This is a genomic window from Chryseobacterium paridis (assembly GCF_016595215.1).
GTDB lineage: Bacteria > Bacteroidota > Bacteroidia > Flavobacteriales > Weeksellaceae > Chryseobacterium > Chryseobacterium paridis.
The window spans coordinates 302,180-323,683 of record NZ_JAENHK010000007.1 but is presented as its reverse complement, the minus strand read 5'-3'; the positions used below and the strand labels follow the sequence as shown (position 1 = coordinate 323,683).

Below are 21,504 nucleotides of genomic sequence, written 5' to 3'. Positions count from 1 at the left end.
GTCATCAAACTAAATATTTAGTCAAAAGTTTTGCTTGAATCTTCGAGAAGCTTATTTAGGCTTGTTAATTCCTCATCAGTTAAATCTCTCCATTTTCCGGGAGGGAGATCCAGCTTAATATTCATGATACGAATTCTTTTGAGTTTTTTCACTTCATATCCCAGATACTCGCACATTCTTCTTATTTGTCTGTTGAGTCCTTGAGTAAGAATAATTCTAAAAGTCATATCATCTACCTTTTCCACTTCACATTTCTTAGTAACTGTGTCCAGAATAGGAACCCCATTTCTCATTTTATCCAAAAATCTAGGATTAATAGGCTTGTCAACTCTTACCAGGTATTCTTTCTCGTGGTTATTTCTAGCTCTCAATATCTTATTGACGATATCTCCATCGCTTGTAAGAAGAATCAGCCCCTCACTAGGTTTGTCCAATCTTCCGATAGGAAAAATTCTCTTCGGGTGATTGATATAATCTACAATATTATTTTTTTCTCTTTTAGTATCAGTGGTACAGACAATACCTACGGGTTTATTGAAAGCAATGTAAACAGGTTTTTCTTCTGACTCGCGGATTGGTTTACCATCTACTTCTACAATATCTTCATCGGAAATTTTTGTCCCTAATTCAGGTATTTGTCCGTTGATCTTGATTCTTCCTTCTTCCAATAATTTATCCGCCGCTCTTCTTGAGCAGAAGCCAACTTCCGATAAATATTTATTAATACGTGTTTTTTCCATCTAATCGTCTCCGTAATCTGTATAGTCTTTATTACTAAAAATTGTTATCCCATAACTTAAGCCAATAAAAAAGGCATTTGACTTTCCAAAATTATGATTTTCAAGAACAAGTCCTCCTTCCTGACTTAATCTTTTTGAATAAGATACTTGCTTACCTAACTTCATTCCCCAAAATTCTGCATTTGATACAATAGAGTGATTGATCTGCTTCCCATAATTAATATCAATAAAAAAAGGCTCATCACCAGGTCCAATTATAAATTTAGGCTGAATAACCCAATACAGTAAATGGAAATTTTTATCAGTAAAACTATATTTTACCCCTGATCCTAATGCAAAGTTAGGAAGAAAGTTATATCCTCCAATAAACGTCATTCCAAAAGTGATTTTATTGGGAAGATAAGGAGCTATATATTGTTGATAATAGGCAGAATCCTTATTCTGATCATCCTTAATACTATTTCCCAGGTTATATCCTAAGTTAAGAGAAGGATTAATATAAAAATTCATTTTTGGTTTTTTACCTTCAATATTTTGGGAATAGGATAAGGTTATTGAAAATAAAATTATAAACAAAAGGAGAGCTTTTCTCATGCATTTTCGAATTTAAAATCATTTTCTAAAAATTGATCTGTAGCATCTTCAATTTTGTATTCTCCAATCTTTGTTCTCCTCAATTGTGTCAAATAAGCACCTACTCCAAGTTCCTGCCCAATATCATGAGCAAGACTTCGGATATAAGTCCCCTTTGAACACCCTACTGTAAAGCTTACAAAAGGAAGATTAATCTCTATATTATCAAGGTAAAAAATAGTAGTCTTTCTTGACTTCATTTCAACCTCCTCTCCTGCCCTCGCAAGATTATAAGCTCTTTTACCATCAATCTTTATTGCTGAAAAAACTGGCGGCTTCTGATCTATTTCGCCCACAAAATTTTGCAAGGCTTCTTTGATCTGTTCTTCTGAAACATTTGAAATATCCTGATGAAGAATTTCAGGCTTTTCAGTATCATAAGATTCTGTCTGAACTCCAATTTTAATCTCTGTCCAATACTCTTTGGGCGCATCTTGTATTTCAGGAATCTTCTTTGTGAATTTTCCAGTGCAAACAATAAGCAAACCAGTAGCTCTTGGATCTAAAGTTCCAGCATGTCCTATTTTAAATTTTTTAGGAAGGTTAAACTCACTTTTGAGTTTATATTTCATTTTATTGACCGCTTGAAAAGAAGTCCAATCCAATGGCTTATCAAGTAAAAATATGTGACCTTCTAATATGTTTTCAGCAGTCATAAATTAATGAGAAATAATAAGAATAGCTTTTATTTAAAAAAATAAAAATAAATCAACAAAGCAACACCAACAAAAATACGATACCATCCCCAAGGTTTGAAACCGTACTTATTAAGCACTCCGATAAAAGCTTTAATAGCAATTAATGCAACAATAAATGCCACTACATTTCCTACAATAAAAATAGTAAGGTGATCTTGTGATGATAGAATCATCTCATACCCTTTTTGAGGATTAGCGGTCTCTTTTCCCCAGGTTTTTACAAAAACAGAATATACTGTAACCGCCAACATGGTGGGAACTGCCAGAAAGAAAGAAAACTCAGCAGCGGCTTTTCGTGTTAATCCCTGAGTCATCCCACCAATAATAGAAGCTGCACTTCTACTGGTTCCGGGCATCATTGCCAAACACTGCCAAAAACCGATGGTAACTGCTTTTTTAATAGTAATCCCCTTTTCATCATCAATCCTAGGGTTTTTAAACCATGTATCTGCAAACAGAAGAACAATTCCTCCTAAAACCAAAACTGATGAAATAGCTATCTGATTCCCTAGAACTGCTTCGATTTTATCATCAAAAAGGTAACCAAGAACCAAGGCAGGTACTACAGCAAAAGCCAGTTTATAATAGAACTTAATATTGTTAAAATCAAAGAACTTTTTCCAATAGGCAACCACTACGGATAAGATAGCACCAAACTGAATGGAAACCTGGAACATCTTTAAAAATTCATCTTCTTTTAATCCCATTAAGTTGGCAGTAAACCCCATGTGGGCAGTTGAAGAAATCGGAAGATATTCCGTCAGACCTTCTATGATTGCAATAATAATTGCTTTGATTAAATCCATATATATAAAATTAAAAGATTAAGAAGTTTTGAAATTCAGAAAAATCCAAATCTCACAACTTCTTAATCTTCAATAAAAAATTATTTTCTTTTTAAAATCGCGTATACTTCTATAGCAAAACCTATAACCACAAATAATGGCGCTATTCTGATCCTTCTAATAGAGAAGATACCATCGTTCCATGAATTGGGGTCATATTTCCCGTCAACAGTATTTGCATCAGCTCCCATCATCAAAAGGAAACCAACTACAATAAATGCTAATCCGATCAGCATCCACTTAAAGTTTTGCTGTCCGAAATAAAAATTGTTTTCCTGTGGAGCTTTGGTATCAGCACCAAATTCTGCTGCAGAAAATTTATTTGTTTTTTTGCTCATCTTATTAAGAGTAATATAAATCGTCAACGTTTGTTCTTAAGAATCTCCATGTTGCAACTATGGTACTTAAAACAGTAATAAAAATTCCAACTCCGAATACCAATACGATCAACCAGAAATACTGCTGATTGTCCTGTACAAAAGTAGATCCAATCTGACTGGTAAAATAATACCATACTCCGAATAGTGCAAGAAGTCCTATAACAGAACCTATACATCCTAAAATAAGAGCTTCCACAATAAAGGGTTTCAAAATAAATCTTCTCTTGGCTCCTACCAACTGCATGGTTTTAATAATAAACCTCTTTGAGAATATTTTCAGACGAATCGAATTGTTAATTAAAACAACCGCTAAAATCAGGAAGAGTACGGAAAACCCTAATATCCATTTTAAAATTCTGTTCAAATTATTGTACACATCTACCATCAGTGTACTGTTGTTTTTTACATCGACAATACCAGGAACAGATTTCAATGTTTTGATCGCTTCATCAATTTTAGCAGGATCTACATATTCAGGTTTCAAAGCAACTTCGATAGATGATGGGAAGATATTATCCTCAAAAAGAGCATCACTGTCTATCCCCATACTTGCTTTTGCTTCTTTGGCTGCCATTTCTCTTGAAATATAGGTTGCTCTCTTTACAGGAGCTAAAGTCTGTACCTTTTTAAAAGTTTCTTCTTCGAGTTTCGCAATTTTTACAGAATCTTTAGCGTCATAGTTTTCATCAAAGTATGCATTCACAACCAATTGCTCCTTGATATAGTCAGAATATTTCTGGGCATTAATTAAAATCAATCCCATTAATCCTAACAAAAATAACACTAAGGCAATACTAATTACTACTGTAATATTGCTGGACCTAAGTCTTTTCTTATTAAATTCATCTACAGATTTCGCCATTAATATTAAAATTTTTGGCTAAAATAGAAAAAATCTTCCGAAATTTGGGACGAAAAAGAGAAAATCATTGTTAACGAAATCATAAAAAACTTTGAGTGTAAAAGCAAAAAAACATCTTGGTCAACACTTCCTGACAGATGAAAATATAGCAAGAAAAATTGTAGAGGGCCTAAGCTTTGAAAACTACAACAAGATCATGGAAGTTGGCCCGGGAATGGGAGTTCTTACGAAATATCTTCTGGAAAAAGATCAATATACCTATCTGGCTGAGATAGATAATGAATCTATTGAGTATTTGAAAAAAAATTACGTTAAGATTACAGAAGAAAATTTTGTGGGAGATTTTTTAAAACAGGATTTCGCTTTTATTAATAATGAGCAGATTGCTATTATTGGTAATTTCCCGTACAATATTTCTTCCCAGATCTTATTTAAAATCATAGATCATTATGAACTTATTCCGGAAATGGTAGGAATGTTTCAAAAGGAAGTTGCTGAAAGAACTGCAGCTATCCCAAGAACAAAAGATTACGGAATCCTTTCGGTTCTGATCCAGGCTTACTATGATGTTTCCTATATGTTCACGGTTCATGAAAATGTTTTCAATCCACCTCCAAAAGTAAAATCCGGAGTTATCAGGTTGACCCGAAATCCTAAGGAAGGATTGGTAGGTAATGAAGTCTTATTTAAACAGATTGTAAAGGCAGGTTTCAACCAAAGGAGAAAAAAATTATCGAATTCACTTAAGGTATTAAACATTCCGGAAGCATTGAAAACTCATGAGTTCTTAGATAAAAGAGCAGAGGAACTCAGTGTAAATGATTTTATAGCATTCACAAAACAGTGGAAAGAAAATCTTTAATACAAAAAGAATTATTACATAAAAAAGCCTTTCAGTATATGAAAGGCTTTTTGTTTACATATATTTTTGATAAGTTATTCTCTATTCTTAAGTAAGATCCAACCAGACCAATTCATCTGAACTTTTGATTTCGGATATTGGAAATTAAATTTATACCAATACGTAGCAGTCGATAATCTCTTACCTCCTACTGTACCATCCCAGATCGGGGTCGTTTTCGAGAACCTGAACATTTCAACTCCATATCTGTCATAAACTGATCCTGTGAAATTATTAAAGTCTCCAAGGGATGTAAGGTCAAGTACATCATTGATCCCGTCTTGATTAGGAGTGATAATATTAGCAATTTTCAAAGTAAAGAAATCCACTGTTCCTACACAATGAGTCCCCTGTATTCTCACTTGAATATTATAGGTCGTATTGTCTAATAATCCTGTAAACACATTGGAAGCCTGCCAGGAAATTCCATTATCGATAGAATATTCCAGTGTTCCAGGATTATTATTGATAAATGGATTGACAGCAGTAACCGTTAAGGTATTGCTATTGTTATAATCTAATCCTGTAATGAAAGGCAATGTAGCAGCCATTACTTTAGAGGTGAATGTTCTTTTACAGTATCCATTATCAATAGTAACAGAGTAAATACCCAGCTGATCTACAAAAATGGTTTGTGTCGTTTCACCGGTACTCCATAAATAACTGTAATTAGGTCCTGCTCCGGCGTCCAACGTTACTCTATCGCCAATACACATTTCAACATCTTTTAACGGAGAAGTAATCTCTGGTACCACCTCTACTGTTACTGTAGCAGGCTGTAAGGATTTACATCCTTTTGTTCCTATCGCATATACCGTAAATGTTGTTGTATTGTATAATGTCACGGTCTGGGTATTACCCGTACCTGAAAAATTACTCCATTGGTAAGTCACCCCACCAGTTGCTGTAAGATCCACAGTGTCTCCCGGACATATTTTCAGTTTTGAAGAAATAACATGTGCTGTAGGCGTCGTTTCTTTTAATAGGGTAAGTTTTACCAATCTGCTACAAAAGCCTCCGTTAGATACTACTGTATATAAGATTTGTCCATCATTGCCATTATAACTAAGTGGAGTTGTAATATAGTTGTTATTTTGAGCTACAGCATCAGCCTGATTTACATAAAAATGGAAAACAGCATTTGGTGTCGTACTTAATAAAGGCATTGCAGTAGTAAGGTCAAATGTAGTAATGTCCGGTGTTGTACAGAGCAATAATGTAGCATCATTTGCCGTAGGTGTTGTTCCTCCGTGAATTTGTATAGATGCTTTACCCGGACAAGGGTTCCCTGGAAAACTTACTTCAATGGTATAAGTTCCCGGCTGTATAGCAGTAATCGTATTCGTAGTTGCCCCTGGTACAATAGCTCCGTTATAATACCATTGATAAGCCATATTCGGATCACTTACTGAAGCTGTCAATACCTGAGGAGCATTATCACATACATTGATATCTGCTGGTAATGTTCCACCATCCGGATCCAGTAATTCTACACCTATATTGAAAGATCCTCCTTCAAGAAAAACCGCAGAATCATAGTTCGTATCAATTGCATCCGCTAAAACCATTTTAAAATGATAGGCCTGTCCAGGAACAACAGTAGCTGTTGCAGTAAGAGGAATCGTTCTTCCGTTAAAGTTAGTTTCAATATTGGTTGTATTATAACCTCCAAAAAAAGTTGGATTAGTTGCCCCACAGAACAATGGACTTCCATCAAACTCTGTGTCAGGGTGAATATTGGTTACACTTACAGGTCCGGCCGCTCCTGGCAGTACAGCCATATTAACATAAGGTGCAGTACCAGCTACAGGTTTTAACAATAATGCAAATGCATCTGAGTAGCTACATGGAAAGGTAGTGGTATATTCTTCCGAAGCAAATAAATAATTAAATTTCACTTGCGAAGAGGTAGGAACGAAATCAAATTCTAGTATAACAGCATCCTTCAACTGAACTGAAGGGTTAGTCGCCGCAACCAAATCAGGATCACTTCCTGTTCCTACAAGATCGCTTAACGGACTATTTACATCTATATAAGTATTTCCTGTTCTTTCTGCTTTTCCTGTAACCAGAACAATTCCATCTTTGAAAGGAAAGTTTGTTGTTCCTTTATGAAAATATCCCCAGGCTCTATTTACATCAGTCGCCGGTAACCCCGGGTTTACCTGAACGTTTGATACATTGGGAGTAACACATGAATTTGTTCCGGATGAAATCAATACATCTTTTACCAACTGTGTAATATTAAAAGCAGACTCAGGGTAGCCTGGTGCATTCACATCAATAAATGCTCCAGCTTTTGCTGCTAAATTGGGCCTTGGTTTCGGTACCTTTCTGGGATAAATATTTTGTGAATGATAAAAATTCAACGAGATTAAAAAAAAAGAAAACAATAGTAGATATCTCTTCATAATATTTTTGTTTCAACAAATTTAATTTTTTTTAAACATACCACATATATATTTAACATAATAATGTTAAAAAAATAAAACCTTTCAATTATGAAAGGTTTTGCTTTAAGTATATATATTTAGATATTAATTCCTATTTTTTAATAATATCCATCCAGTTCGTAATTCCAACTTTTTACTGGCAGGATTTTCCCATTGTACTCTATACCAGTAGGTAGCAGTAGGCAGATTAAGACCTTTTACATTACCTCTCCAGACAGGTTCTAATTTGGTTGCTTTAAACAATTCCTGTCCATATCGGTTAAATATGGAAGCTGCAAAATTATTATATCCACTGATTCCTGAAAAATCGATGGTATCATTTAGTCCATCAGAGTTAGGTGTAATAGCATTGTTAATAACAAAAGTAAAGTAACTTAAAGATGTACTACATTTAGCATCTTTTACTCTTACCATTAAATTATAATTATTATTATTCAGTACATTATAGAATATATTAGAATTTTGCCACGTAACCCCACCATCAATAGAATATTCTAAAGTTCCACCTGTAGGATTGGTTGCGCTCAATGTAAGGACATGATTTTCATAAACAATATTCGTAAACTGAGGTAAATTAGGGTTTAATAGCTGGGCAGTGAATGCTTTCGAGCACACTCCATTACTAATTGTCACTGTATATGTTCCTGTAATATTAGTCGAAATAGTTTGGGTAGTTGCTCCATTACTCCATATATAAGTATAATTAGGGCCGCTGCCGGCATCTAAAATTCCAGTATCACCAGCGCATACATATACATCCTCTAAAGTAGAGGTAATAGCTGGTACGACTACAATCTCGACTGTAGCAGGAACAACAGAAGTACATCCGTTTCCTCCTAACGCATACACAGAATACGTAGTTGTAACTGTTGGTGAAACAACCTGAGTATTTCCATTACCGGTTAATCCTACCCAGTTATAAGTAATACCACCGGAAGCCGTTAAGGTTACAGACTCCCCTGCACATATTTTAATTTTTGAAGCTACTACCGAAGCGACTGGAGGTCCAACTATTACTGTAACCGTAGCAGGGTTTGTGGAAACGCACCCATTTGCCCCTACAGCATAAACGGTATATGTCGTCGTCACTGTTGGAGATACAGTCTGCGTACTGCCATTTCCGGGTAATCCCGTCCAGTTATATGACACTCCTCCACTAGCTGTTAGTGTAACTGATTCGCCAACACAAATCTGTGCATGCGATGATGTTACTGTAGCTATTGGTGGTACTTTATTTTCTACCACTGTAACATCCGCCGTATAGCTACAATTTAAATTTCCAGGCTGATTGGTATTTTGAACAGTTAATGTATACGTTCCTCCAGCATTAACAACGGGAGTCAACGTATTAGCACCAGAAACAATATTCCCTCCTACCGTGGTCCACAATATTGTTGAACCGGCAGGAATCACAGAAGTTGAGGCGTTTAAGGTCACCTGCAAGTTCGTACAAGTGATAGTTTGTGGTGCTGCTATTGTTAAAGTTGTCGTTGGTGTTTTCAATAACTGTAATGTAACTACGTAGCTACAACCTCCATTTTTAACCAATACATAAACAGTTACGTTTCCAGGCGTTGAATAGGCCGTAGGTATTGCAATTGTATTGGCATTTCCAGCATTGGCATCTGCAAGGTTTGCATAGTAAGCAAATGTAGCCGTTCCTACAGTCGTTATTTGTGGCTGTGCTGAAGTAAGATCATATGTTAAATTACCAGCTTGATAACATTTAAGTAATGTAGCGTTTTGAACCGTAATTGGCTGAGAAACCTGTATTGTTATGGTAGCCGGAGTCTGAGAAACACATCCATTAGCTCCTACTGCCGTTACCGTATACGTAGTGGTTGTGGCAGGGGTAACGGTTTGTGTATTTCCATTCCCTGGCAGTCCTACCCAATTGTAAGTAGCTCCACCCGAAGCAGTCAACGTTACAGTTTCTCCTGCACAAATTAATACTTTAGAGGCTGTTAAAGTTGTTGCCGGAGGTGCACTATCTCCAACAACTGTAACATTTGCTGTAGCCGTACAAACGGCATTTCCTGGTTGATAGGTATTAGAAATTGTCAATGTATAAGTTCCCGCAGTATTTACAACAGGCGTTAAAGTATTTCCTCCTGATACAATATTTCCACCAGTTGTTGTCCAATTGAATGTAGCCCCTGCCGGATATACTGACGTTGAAGCATTTAATGTTATTTGGGAATTCGCACATGTCAAAGCAGTTGGAGGGGCGATATTCCCTGTCATCTGTGGTGCTTTGACCAATTGCAACTGAGCAACTTTTGAACAAAATCCATTTTTAACCAGCACATAGACTGTTTGTCCACCTGGACTTGAATAAGCTGTTGGTGTAGCAATCGTATTTGCATTTCCCGCATTTGCATCAGCCAGGGTTGCATAATAAGTAAATGTGGCGCCAGGCGTTCCACTAATAGATGCCTGTGCATTGGTCAAATTAAAAATTGCATTGCCAGGAGCATAACAAGTCGTTAATGTAGCATTTTGTACAGTCGGAGATGTACCTCCTACAATTGTCACTGTCGCCGTTCCAGGGCAGGTATTTCCCGCAAGAAGAACCTGAAGGGTATACACTCCGGGTTGTGTAGCTGTATAAGTAGCACTGGTTGCTCCAGGAATAGGATTATTATTTAAAAACCATTGATAGGTTGCTGTGGAATTCTGTATAGAAGCAGTAAGTACCTGTGGAGCATTATCACAAACATTAATCGATGGTGGTAATGCTACTCCTGCAGGTCCAAGAATCTGAACTCCTATATCAAAAGAACCGGCCTCTAAAAAAACAGCAGAATCAAAATTCTTATCCTGATAATCCGCCAATACCATTTTAAAATGATAAGTCTGACCAGGAATTACAGTGGCTTTTGCTGTTAATGGAACAGTACGTCCATCAAAGTTAGTTTCAATCTGAGGGTTATTGATAGCATGGAAATACTGAGCATTTTTAGGTCCACAAGGTAAACTGGCTGGAATAATATTAGTTACACTCACAGGAGTAGTTGTACCTGGTAAAACAGCCAAATTGGTGTAATTAGGATCACCTACTTTTTTCAGTAATAAAGCAAAACCGTCTGATATACTACACGTAAAAATATTCCCGGGAGAATACTCTTTTGAAGCAAACAAATATCTAAATGAAACCTCTGTAGAACTTGGAACAAAATCAAATTCTATATAAGTTGCATCTCTTAAACTACCATTATTAACATTTAAAGCTGTTGCTAAATCTATATCTCCACCAGAAGGAAGTGCATCACTTAATGTATTTTGAAAGTCATTACCTGCTTTTCTCGCAAAGCCGGTAACAAGAACAATACCTTTTGCAAAAGGAAAATTGGTGGTCGCTTTATTATAATACCCCCAACTTCTGTTCTGATCACTTGCCGGCAAGTTAGGCGACACTTGAACATTACTGACATTCGCTGTTGTACAGGTAGATCCCCCTGCTATGAGGACATCTTTTACCAGCTGAGTAATATCGTAGTTTGATTCTGGATATCCGGGTGCATTCACATCAATAAATGCTCCGGCTTTCATACTTGCAGCTGAGGGTTGTTTTAACTTGGTATTTTGCCCTCTGTTCTGAGCGAAAATCAAATTACTTACAAGAACTACAAATAAAGCCAGAAATAAACTTCTCGTCCTCCTATTTAACATTTTATATTGTTTTCAACAAAAATACTATTTTTTTTGATTGAAACTTACATCAATTCAAATTGTATTATTAATAATATAAACTAAATTATCTTAAACTATCCTTTTTAATTTAATTAAAAAACAAAAAAAGACTAACAAATTGTTAGTCTTTTTAGAAATATGATTAATAGATTATTCGAAATTTTTCAATAGGATCCAGCCCGTTTTTACAGCCTTTTCTTTACTTGCAGGATCTTCAAATGTCACCTGATACCAGTAAGAAGCAGTAGGTAAACGTTTGCCCTGGAAGTAACCATCCCAATAAGGTCTTACTTTTTCTGCCTTGTATACTTCACGTCCGTATCGGTCAAATATACTTGCTGAGAAATCTTTATACTGATTAATTCCTCTGAAGTCAATAATATCATTCACGTTATCTCCATTTGGTGTAATTACATTTTTCATGATGAATGTAAAATATTCCAGGAATCCAACACAGCTCGTATTTTTCACCCGAACTCTGATTGATATTAATTTATTATTTGGAACATTGTGGAACACGTTTGAAGGTTGCCACGTTAATCCGTTATCAATTGAATATTCAAGAATTCCGTTACTTGGATTGCTTGCTGTAATAATCATTGTTCCATCAGCATTATAATCCGCTTTGATAACTACAGGTATGATAGCCTGAATTACCTGTGTCGTAAATAGTTTAGAACAAACACCATTATCAATAAGCACAGTATAAGTACCTGGTGTAGCTGCTGTAATCGTTTGCGTAGTTGAGCCTGTATTCCAGGTATAGCTATAATTTGGTCCTGTTCCGGCATCCAACGTGATCTGATCACCTGTGCATATCATTCCTCCACTAAGATTAGATGTAATTGCAGGGACCACCTCTACAGTTACTGTTGCAGGTAACAACGATTTACATCCTTTTGCACCAATTGCATATACGGTATAAGTAGTGGTCTGAGTAGGGCTTACAGTTCTTGTAGGTCCAGCTGTAGTTGTATCACTCCATAAATAAGTTACACCACCAGAAGCTGTTAATAGAACAGATTCACCTGAACATATTTTCATTTTTGATGAAGTCACCTGAGCCACCGGCGTAGCTTCTTTTACTAAAGTCAGCTTCACCATTTTACTACAAAATGCTCCATTAGAAACGACCACATATAAGATCTGTCCATCCGTTCCATCATAACTTGATACATTATTGATGAAGTTATTATTTTGTGCAACAGCGTCGGCCTGATTCACATAAAAATGGAACACAGCACCTGTAGTTGTACTGATCAATGGCATTGCCGTATTTAAATCAAAATTGAGAGCATTTGGAGTCGTACAAATTTTTAATACAGCATCTTGTGCGGTAGGTGTTGTTCCTCCTATAATAGTAATAGTAGCAGATCCCGGACATTGATTTCCAGGTACGGAAACTTTTACTTCATATACCCCAGGTTGAGTTGCTATATATTGAATACTGGTAGCACCCGGAATCGGAGCTCCATCTTTAAACCACTGGAAAGTCATACCAGGAACTGTAGCTACCTGTGCTTTTAATATCTGAGGAGTATTATCACACATATGAATTGTATCAGGCAACACAGCTCCTGTTCCATCAGTAATTTTTATTCCGATATCAAAAGACCCACCTTCTAAGAAAACAGCAGAATCTAAAGAGTTATCATTATAATCTGACAAAACCATTTTAAAATGATAGGCAACTCCAGGAGTCACATCAGCAATAGCTGTTAGAGGAATTGTTCTACCATTATAATTTGTTTCAACGTTTGCTGTATTATATCCTGCAAAATACGAATCGTTTAAAGCTCCACAAGTTAATGGACTTCCGTTATCCTGAGTGGCAGGACGTATATTAGTTACACTTACTGCACCAGCTGTTCCGGGAAGTATTGCTACGTTTACATAAGGTCCTCCTGCTACAGGTTTTATAAGCAATGCAAATGCATCAGAGTAATTACACGGATATCCACCGGTATATTCTTCAGAAGCAAATAGATAATTAAATTTAACCTGATTTGAATTAGGTACAAAATCAAACTCCAAAGCCACTGCATCGCGTTGGTTACTTAAATTGGTATTGGTAGCTGCAGCAAGATCAGGATCACCTTGTTGAGAAATTGACCCAGACAAACTTCCACCAGTATATAAAGTATTTCCTGCTTCTCTGGCATAGCCGGTTGTCAAAACAATTCCATCTGTAAAAGGGAAATTGGTAGTCCCTTTATTAAAGTATCCCCAAAATCTGTTATTATTAGCAACATCATGGTTTGGGCTTACTGTAACATTCGTCACATTGGGTGTTGAGCAATTCGTTCCACCATTGATCAGGATGTCTGTAACAAGCTGTGCTGGGGTATACGTGGAAGGAGCGTACGGAGGAACGTTTACATCAATAAATGCTCCGGCCTTTAAACTTGCTGCCGTAGATTTCTCCTTTTGTGGCTTTCTCTGAGGCAGTTGCTTCTTATTTTGAGAAAACATAAAAAGAGGAGCTAATAGCAATATTAAAAAGAAAAAGTAGTTTTTTAGTCTATAATTTAACATTTTGTTATTGTTTGTTCAAAAATAACAAAAATAAAGATATGATGTTACAATTTTACCAATCAAAATAACATTAGATAAAATAAATGCTATTTTAATATTTCACTGTAACTAAACAATTATAGAAGCAGAATTTAGAAATAAAATATTTAGTTTTATCCTTAAAGTCAGAAAAAAATTAAGGTGAGAAACCTAAAAAAAATTATTATAAAAAAAAAAGTAAATACCTGGAGTTTATAATTAGATCTATGGAATTATTCTTTCTTCAAATTATCAATCTCATTCTGAAGTCGAAGTATATGGTCTTTCAAAGCTTTTATCTCGTTCTTATTTGAACTTACACTGCTTTTGAGTATTACTTTTTTAGCTCTTTCATTGTGATCTTCATCATCTTCATCTTCATTGATCTCTTCAATGTCTTCCTGAATATCTTCAATGTCCTCATTGATCTCCTCAATATCTTCACTGATCTCTTCAATGTCCTCACTGATCTCCTCAATATCCTCGCTGATTTCTTCGATATCCTCCTGAATATCTTCAATATCTTCCTGGATATCTTCAATTTTCTCGTGACTCCTGTTCACTGACATCTGAATAAAAATCGCCAGATAAATCGCCTCTAATGATACTACTGTAGTAAGAATAAGAAGCATTTTATCAAATTCTACAATATGCAATATGGGAAGGAGAAATGAAATAATAAAGAACAATGTATGAGCAATCAGCGATGGAATAGAACCGATCCACCAGGTAATACCATTAGCGATCTTTTCCAGCATTTCTATTTTTTCGATATTCGATTTCATGATTTCTCCTTTATAAAAATTCTTTACTTACTCCTAACCCAAACAACGCAAAATCATATTTTGCAGGATCTTTATCATCAAACTGTCTTATTACCAGATCAAGTTCTTCTACCGTCTTCCAGTCATTTTGAGTTCTGGTAATTAAATTCAGTTTTCTGGAAATATTTCCAGTATGTACATCCAATGGAATGGATAAATATTTTTGATCAATATTCTCCCAAATTCCAAAATCCACACTTCGTTTATCTTTTCGAACCATCCATCTCAGGAACATCACAATTCTCTTTGATGAAGAGTTTTTATAGGGTGAGCTTACATGTTTATGGCTCCTGTGTTTTTCTGTATCTAAAAAGGAAGCTCTAAACCTTTCTATGGCATGAAGAAAATTAATTTCAGAATCCTCTACTTTAAATAGGTTTTCAAGGCTTTCATTTTCTTTATAGATCTTATTGAATTGTTTAATAAAATAAGTAAAATCCTCTCCATTAAAAGTTCTGTGGATACTTTTATCCTGAATTGATTTCAAATCTTTCTCCGAAAAATTCATCACAAAATCATAGGGAGAATTCCCCATAATATCCAGCATTTTTTCGGCTGATTTAATAATAGATCTTCTGTTTCCCCATGATATGGTTGCTGATAAAAACCCGGCAATTTCAATATCCTGTTTCAGGGAAAAGCGATGCGGAATCTGCACAGGATCATTTTCAATAAAATCATAATTATTATATTGATCCGCTTTCTCATCTAAAAAATCTTTTAATTCTTCAAACTTCATAACCCATTTTAAATTTTCACACTTTCAAGTGCTTTTGGCAAGAATGTATTAGGAAAAACAGTTCGGGCTTCATCCGTAAATACTGTTAAATCACCATACCTGTTAGAAAAATGTCCTAAAATCAATTTACCAACTTCAGCTTTTTTGGCGATAGTTGCAGCCTCAAGAGCTGTTGCGTGACCGGTATAATCAGCCATTTCTTTCAGATCATGCAAAAATGTTGATTCATGGTATAGAACAGTTACATTTTTGATGATTGGAATTACAGTCTCAAGATATCTCGTATCACTGCAAAAAGCATAAGAAACCGATGGAATAGGATCTACAGTTAAAATTTCATTTTTAAGAACATATCCGTCACTCAGGACAAAATCTTTTCCTGCTTTTATGTTATGATAATCGCAAACCTCTATTTCACTATACTTCGCGATCTCCTTCATATTAATATGTCTGTCTTTTGGTTTTTCTTTAAAAAGATACCCATTACAGTAGATTCTGTGATCTAAAGGAATTGTATATACTTCTACTCTATTGTCTTCATAAATTTTTTCAGAATAATCCTTATCCAATTCATGATAAACAACCTCAAAACCTCGATGGGTTTCTGTGATGGTAAAAATGGTTTCCAGCATCTTTTTAATCCCCTTGGGACCGTATACGTGCAAAGGCGTTTCTCTACCTAATAATCTAAAGGATGCAATAAGTCCAGGAAGTCCAAAACAATGATCCCCATGAAGGTGAGAAATAAAAATATGATTAATCTTTGAAAACCTGGCTTTTGCTTTTCTCAACTGAACCTGCGTTCCCTCCCCACAATCGATTAGAAAATGTCTTTCTTCCATTTCTAACAACTGTGCAGTTGGAGACGTATTAATTGTAGGAATAGCTGAGTTAAAGCCTAATATCGTTAAATAAGTACTCAAATCAATAGTTTATTATAACAAACAAATGTACGACAGAAAATCTGGATATAGTCACTTCCGGATTTATTATTGCTGCTGATCAGCAACTTTCAGATGATCTAAAAACATATCCAAAGCTTGCTTACGATGACTGATCTCATTTTTATCTTCAGGATTCATTTCCGCAAAGGTTCTGTCATATCCATTAGGAACAAAAATAGGGTCATACCCAAAACCTTTATGTCCTTTATTTTCAGTCAATAGATTCCCGTGTGCTCTCCCTTCAAAATATTGAGCACCACTTTCATCATAATAACATAAAACAGTAATAAAGTATGCCTTTCTGTTTTCTACACCTTCCATCTCGCTTAGTACCTTTTCAATATTCTTACCAAAGTCATGATCTCCTGCATAGCGGGCAGAAAAAATACCCGGTCGACCATCTAGCGCCTCAACAACCAATCCACTATCATCACCTAAACTTGGAATTCCTGTTTTTTCAAAGCAATATTTCGCTTTTATCAGAGCGTTAGCGTTAAAAGAATCTCCATCTTCTACAATCTCTTCATGGATATCATAATCCGTAAGGCTTTTAACAATATATTCTGATCCTAAAATCTGTTGAATTTCTTCTTTTTTATGCTGATTATGTGTAGCAACCAATAATTCCATATCCTTTTTCATTTTTTTAAATTAAATTTCTGAGTAATGTACTTTATATTTCTTCATAAAAAGATAATAGAATAAAGAAAAAAGTACTACTCCAACTGCTAATAATATCCATTCAGAAACTTTAAATGCATCTGAAAAACTTTCATTTTTTGTATATGTTATCAATAATGATGAACATAAATTATTGAATCCGTGCAATAGTATAGGCAATAACAGGGATTTCGTTTTATAGTAAACAAGACCGAGAACACATCCTAATAATACAGCTCCCACAAACTGCCATGGATTCCCATGTACTAATCCAAAGATAATAGAGGCATATAAAATTGCTTTCCACGGTTTTACCCCTTTATTGATTAAACCTTTCTGAATAATTCCTCTGAATATGATCTCCTCAGAAAGAGGGGCCAAAATCACTGTTGCAAGAATCATGGTAACAGGATCACTTGTTAACTGGCTCATCAGCTCAGTGAAAAACTCATAATACTTACCAAAAAAGGGCCCTGTAATTGGAATTTGCGAAGTAATAAATTCAGAAATAAACATCATTCCTATCATTAAAGGAAAAATCAAGAGATAGGTATAAAAATTAGTTGGAGCAAAATTAAAATTAAGCTTTTGTTTTGTATTTGGCCTTACAATGAAAAAATCAAAAAAAGCAATTGCTGTAAAGAATATCACAGCATTTGAAAACATCAAAAACCAATCTTTTAGTTGTAGGTTTTCTTTAAAAATAATCATCCAAAGGGACTTAAACAAATCGGTAAACATTATTCCCACGAATAATCCACCTAATAAAACAACGCCTCCGATCCATGTAAAAGTATAGTTTGGATATTTGCTGTTTTTCATATTTTTCTCTGTAATAATTGTAATAAACAAAGGTAATTTTTTTAAGAGCCTTAGACAACAAAAAAAGAAAATTCTTAATCCTGTTATTCATTTTATGAAAGCCACATTATTTTTATAATACCCTACCTTTTGATGCCAGGCTATGAATATACAGGGAGTTTTCTTTTTGTTTGGCAATTTATTTGACAACCTCGCAAAAAATCACGATTTTTGCAACTTCAAAATACACTATGTCAGACTTAATCAAAGAAATACAAAAAAGAAAAACGTTTGGGATCATCTCTCACCCTGATGCCGGGAAGACTACACTTACAGAAAAGTTACTACTTTTCGGAGGGGCTATCCAGGAAGCAGGCGCTGTAAAATCCAATAAAATAAAAAAAGGAGCTACGTCCGACTTTATGGAAATTGAAAGACAGAGAGGAATCTCCGTAGCCACATCCGTATTAGCTTTTGAATACAAAGGACACAAAATTAATATTCTCGATACTCCAGGTCACAAGGATTTCGCAGAAGATACCTATAGAACATTGACAGCCGTTGATTCCGTAATCGTGGTAATCGACGTTGCAAAAGGGGTCGAAGAGCAAACTGAAAAATTGGTTCAGGTTTGTAGAATGAGAAACATTCCCATGTTGGTTTTCATTAACAAACTTGACCGTGAAGGTAAGGATGCATTCGATTTGCTGGATGAAGTTGAACAAAAATTAGGATTAAGTGTTGTCCCGCTTTCTTTACCAATAGGAATGGGAAGTGATTTTCAGGGCATTTATAATATCTGGGAGAATAATATTCAATTATTCCTTGAAGAAAAGAAGCAGAAAGTTGGGGATTCAGTTAAGTTTGACGACATCAATGACCCTGCAATCGATGAACTGATTGGTGAAAAAGCAGCTAAAACGTTACGTGATGAACTTGAACTGGTACAGTCTGTTTATCCTGAGTTTAGCCGTGAAGATTATATGAAAGGTGATTTACAGCCTGTTTTCTTCGGATCTGCATTAAATAATTTTGGGGTACGTGAGCTCTTGGATGCTTTTATAGAAATTGCACCAATGCCACAGCCCAAAGAAAGTGATACCCGTATAGTAAAACCAGAAGAAAGTAACTTTACAGGTTTTGTTTTCAAAATCCATGCGAATATGGATCCAAAACACAGAGACCGATTGGCTTTTGTAAAAATCGTTTCGGGAACGTTCAAAAGAAATGAAAATTACTTATTGGTAAGAGAGGGTAAAAAGATGAAGTTCTCTTCCCCTAATGCCTTTTTCGCTGATAAAAAAGAAGTCGTTGACGAAAGTTTCCCAGGAGACATTGTTGGTCTACATGATACAGGAAGTTTCAGAATCGGTGATACTTTAACAGGTGGAGAAAAATTGAGCTTTAAAGGTGTACCTAGTTTCTCTCCTGAGCATTTCCGTTACATTAATAACAATGATCCACTTAAAGCTAAACAATTGGCTAAGGGTATTGATCAGCTTATGGATGAAGGGGTTGCCCAGCTGTTTACTCTTGAAATGAATAACAGAAAAATTATTGGAACTGTGGGTGCACTTCAATATGAGGTTATTCAGTACCGTCTTGAGCACGAATATGGTGCTAAATGTACATACGAACCTCTATCTATGCATAAAGCATGTTGGGTAGAAGCGGATGAAAAATCTGAAGAATTTAAAGAATTTGCAAGATTAAAACAGAGATTCTTAGCAAGAGATAAATACAATCAATTGGTATTTTTGGCGGACTCATCATTCACCATTCATATGACACAGGAAAAATTCCCTAATGTGAAATTACATTTCATCAGTGAATTTAATCAGTAAGAATTGATTTTAAAAATAAAAAGAACCGTTTAGTATTACTCTGAACGGTTTTTTTATGCTAATTCAAGCAACGATTTTAATTCGATCGCAGATTTCTTTTAGAATTTGTTCATTTTTTATTCGTCCATATCAGATGAGGATATAAAAAAGATTTTGGTATTTACATAAAACAGATTGTTCAAAAATGACTTTCAAAATTGGTAAAATAAAGTCTTAGTTCTTTGTAAAATTCTTTTACAAAGAATACAAAAATCTCATTATGTATCACTTATGAATTTACCAAAAGAATACATTCTTTTTACAAGTACAACTTTCATCACCCCAGTAATTTTACTTCATCAAAAAAATTAATCGTATGAAAAAGTTCATTTTCCTTGTTGCTATGTCCAGTACTTTTATAATGTGTAAAAAAAGTGAAGCAACAAAATCTCGGCTTGAAGGAGCAATGCAATCTGCAGACAGTACCATTGCTGCCACATCTGAAAAGATCAATGATATCAACCACACAGCGGATGCTGTTTTCGATTCCGCGAATGTAAAAATCAAACAGTTTGATGATACCAAAAGTGAGATCAAAGAAAAAATGGAAGCCACTTCAAAAAGTATTGATTCACTATCCAATAAAATTGCCACCACTAAATTAGAATCAAAAACTCACAAGAAAGATTCAACAGATAAGAAATCTGAAAAAATAGTGATCAATGTACCTTCCCCAAAAGTCATTAAAGAAACTAAAATTATTTACAGGGATAAGATCAAAAAAGAAAACACGGATTTGAATGTTCCTAAAAATAATATCGTAAAAACCGGAACACTGGAATTAAATGTTGAAAACGCTGAAACAGCAAAAGACATCGTAGCTGAAGAAGTGCGAAAATATGATGGCTTCATTAGAAGTGAAAATATTTCTTTAAACAATAATGATAGGAAAATTGCTTATCTCAAAGTGAAGATTCCAATCCAGAAATTTGATTATCTAATGGATGATCTCAGCAGTATGGGCACCATAGAAAACAAAGGAGTTGAGATATCAGGTCAAAATTATGTTGAAAATACAATGTGTGATCTGGAAATAACACTTTACGGAACAGGTGAAAGCTATGTAAAAGATGATAAACCGAAAACTTTTATGGAGGAATCATTTGCCGCTGTTTCTTCAGGCTGGAATGTAATAACAGGTATTTTCCTCTTTTTCCTTCCCTTTTGGCCTCTATTTTTAATTCTGGGGCTTGGATATTATTTTTATAAAAAGAAAAGTAAAAACATGACTGACAATCATTCTAACTAAATCTATAAATCCATCTGACAGGATGGATTTTTATTTTAATAATATTTTAATGATAAGTACCCTTTTAAGAATAATATTCTTCACTAAATTTATACTACCAAATTGAAATAATAAAGATTAACACCAATGAACAATCTTCTCAATTTCAATTATCTGCATGAAAAAAAATGTTCTTTTTAATCCGTATTTAAAAAGAAAATCATAGATAAAAGTAAATATTATATCTTAATATTTTGTGGTGCGTGTATGTAAAAGGCTCTCAATCCGAGAGCCTTTTGCTATTTCATATTCACTACTTTATCTACTACATATCTTGTGTTTCCTCTCCATGGTAATGCACCTTTGTATTCTTTATAATGAAGATCAAAGCTTTTACCACTATTGGTCTCCAGTTGTTTGAATACTTCTGGATCACTGACTGAAAACTCAAATTCATAACTGGTAATACCTCCTGCTTTGCCACGTCCGAAGCCTTCCTGAATCAGCTTACCTTCGTACGTTTTGAAAACATAGCCTTTTTTGATCGCATAATTCAGATAACCTGATTTTACTCCTTCACCAAATACAAAGAAGTATTTATACCATACGAATACTCCTAAAAGAAGTAAAACGATACCTAGAGTGATCCACCAGCCTTTTTTCATAA

General features: G+C 34.9%; 18 protein-coding genes. 3 read left to right on the top strand and 15 right to left on the bottom strand.

The features are described from left to right. Positions 1-17: 17 nt before the first annotated feature. From rluF to JHL15_RS08305, 6 genes are all read right to left on the bottom strand, one after another. On the bottom strand, positions 18-740 hold the full coding sequence (rluF, locus tag JHL15_RS08330) for a 23S rRNA pseudouridine(2604) synthase RluF (RefSeq protein ID WP_200244975.1): 723 nt from the start codon (positions 738-740) through the stop codon (positions 18-20). Beyond that, positions 741-1,250: a hypothetical protein gene (locus tag JHL15_RS08325; protein ID WP_200244973.1), complete on the bottom strand. Its 510-nt coding sequence runs from the start codon at positions 1,248-1,250 to the stop codon at positions 741-743. It abuts the gene before it with no gap. An 80-nt stretch (positions 1,251-1,330) separates the two neighbouring features. Beyond that, positions 1,331-2,029 carry a tRNA pseudouridine(55) synthase TruB gene (truB, locus tag JHL15_RS08320; RefSeq protein ID WP_200244972.1) on the bottom strand — a complete coding sequence of 233 codons (699 nt, stop codon included), beginning with the start codon at positions 2,027-2,029 and terminating at the stop codon, positions 1,331-1,333. A gap of 29 nt (positions 2,030-2,058) precedes the next feature. Then, entirely contained in the window at positions 2,059-2,877 is an 819-nt protein-coding gene (locus tag JHL15_RS08315) for an undecaprenyl-diphosphate phosphatase (protein WP_200244971.1), read from the bottom strand. Between the two features lie 80 nt (positions 2,878-2,957). Continuing rightward, positions 2,958-3,254 (bottom strand): DUF3098 domain-containing protein, encoded by a 297-nt coding sequence (locus tag JHL15_RS08310; RefSeq protein WP_200244969.1) that lies wholly within the window; start codon positions 3,252-3,254, stop codon positions 2,958-2,960. 4 nt (positions 3,255-3,258) lie between these two features. Further along, complete coding sequence (locus JHL15_RS08305) at positions 3,259-4,158, bottom strand: cell division protein FtsX (protein ID WP_200244968.1); 900 nt, start codon at positions 4,156-4,158, stop codon at positions 3,259-3,261. 91 nt (positions 4,159-4,249) lie between these two features. Between JHL15_RS08305 and rsmA the strand changes: the two genes are divergently transcribed. Further along, positions 4,250-5,020 carry a 16S rRNA (adenine(1518)-N(6)/adenine(1519)-N(6))-dimethyltransferase RsmA gene (gene rsmA, locus JHL15_RS08300; RefSeq protein ID WP_200244966.1) on the top strand — a complete coding sequence of 257 codons (771 nt, stop codon included), beginning with the start codon at positions 4,250-4,252 and terminating at the stop codon, positions 5,018-5,020. Between the two features lie 74 nt (positions 5,021-5,094). On the opposite strand, the gene JHL15_RS08295 is transcribed toward rsmA, so the two are convergent. The 8 genes from JHL15_RS08295 to JHL15_RS08260 form a co-directional block, all read right to left on the bottom strand. Then, entirely contained in the window at positions 5,095-7,470 is a 2,376-nt protein-coding gene (locus tag JHL15_RS08295; RefSeq protein WP_200244964.1) for a choice-of-anchor L domain-containing protein, read from the bottom strand. A gap of 126 nt (positions 7,471-7,596) precedes the next feature. Beyond that, the gene (locus JHL15_RS08290; RefSeq protein WP_200244962.1) at positions 7,597-11,184 is read right to left on the bottom strand and encodes a choice-of-anchor L domain-containing protein; all 3,588 of its coding nucleotides are present in this window, start codon (positions 11,182-11,184) and stop codon (positions 7,597-7,599) included. A 171-nt stretch (positions 11,185-11,355) separates the two neighbouring features. Further along, complete coding sequence (locus JHL15_RS08285) at positions 11,356-13,740, bottom strand: choice-of-anchor L domain-containing protein (protein ID WP_200244956.1); 2,385 nt, start codon at positions 13,738-13,740, stop codon at positions 11,356-11,358. Positions 13,741-13,991: 251 nt separating this feature from the next. Then, complete coding sequence (locus JHL15_RS08280; protein WP_200244953.1) at positions 13,992-14,543, bottom strand: DUF1003 domain-containing protein; 552 nt, start codon at positions 14,541-14,543, stop codon at positions 13,992-13,994. 10 nt (positions 14,544-14,553) lie between these two features. Further along, on the bottom strand, positions 14,554-15,321 hold the full coding sequence (locus JHL15_RS08275) for a TIGR02757 family protein (RefSeq protein WP_200244952.1): 768 nt from the start codon (positions 15,319-15,321) through the stop codon (positions 14,554-14,556). A gap of 8 nt (positions 15,322-15,329) precedes the next feature. Continuing rightward, positions 15,330-16,244: a ribonuclease Z gene (locus JHL15_RS08270; RefSeq protein ID WP_200244951.1), complete on the bottom strand. Its 915-nt coding sequence runs from the start codon at positions 16,242-16,244 to the stop codon at positions 15,330-15,332. A 66-nt stretch (positions 16,245-16,310) separates the two neighbouring features. Next, on the bottom strand, positions 16,311-16,907 hold the full coding sequence (rdgB, locus tag JHL15_RS08265) for an RdgB/HAM1 family non-canonical purine NTP pyrophosphatase (RefSeq protein ID WP_200244950.1): 597 nt from the start codon (positions 16,905-16,907) through the stop codon (positions 16,311-16,313). Positions 16,908-16,916: 9 nt separating this feature from the next. Beyond that, positions 16,917-17,747: a CPBP family intramembrane glutamic endopeptidase gene (locus JHL15_RS08260; protein WP_200244944.1), complete on the bottom strand. Its 831-nt coding sequence runs from the start codon at positions 17,745-17,747 to the stop codon at positions 16,917-16,919. Positions 17,748-17,977: 230 nt separating this feature from the next. On the opposite strand from JHL15_RS08260, the gene JHL15_RS08255 reads away from it, so the two are divergent. Then, positions 17,978-19,570, top strand: a complete 1,593-nt coding sequence (locus JHL15_RS08255) for a peptide chain release factor 3 (protein ID WP_200244942.1) — start codon at positions 17,978-17,980, stop codon at positions 19,568-19,570. A gap of 355 nt (positions 19,571-19,925) precedes the next feature. Continuing rightward, positions 19,926-20,858 carry a DUF4349 domain-containing protein gene (locus JHL15_RS08250; RefSeq protein WP_200244940.1) on the top strand — a complete coding sequence of 311 codons (933 nt, stop codon included), beginning with the start codon at positions 19,926-19,928 and terminating at the stop codon, positions 20,856-20,858. 278 nt (positions 20,859-21,136) lie between these two features. Here JHL15_RS08250 and JHL15_RS08245 read toward each other — a convergent pair whose 3' ends face one another. Beyond that, complete coding sequence (locus JHL15_RS08245) at positions 21,137-21,502, bottom strand: hypothetical protein (protein WP_200244938.1); 366 nt, start codon at positions 21,500-21,502, stop codon at positions 21,137-21,139. Positions 21,503-21,504: the final 2 nt, after the last annotated feature.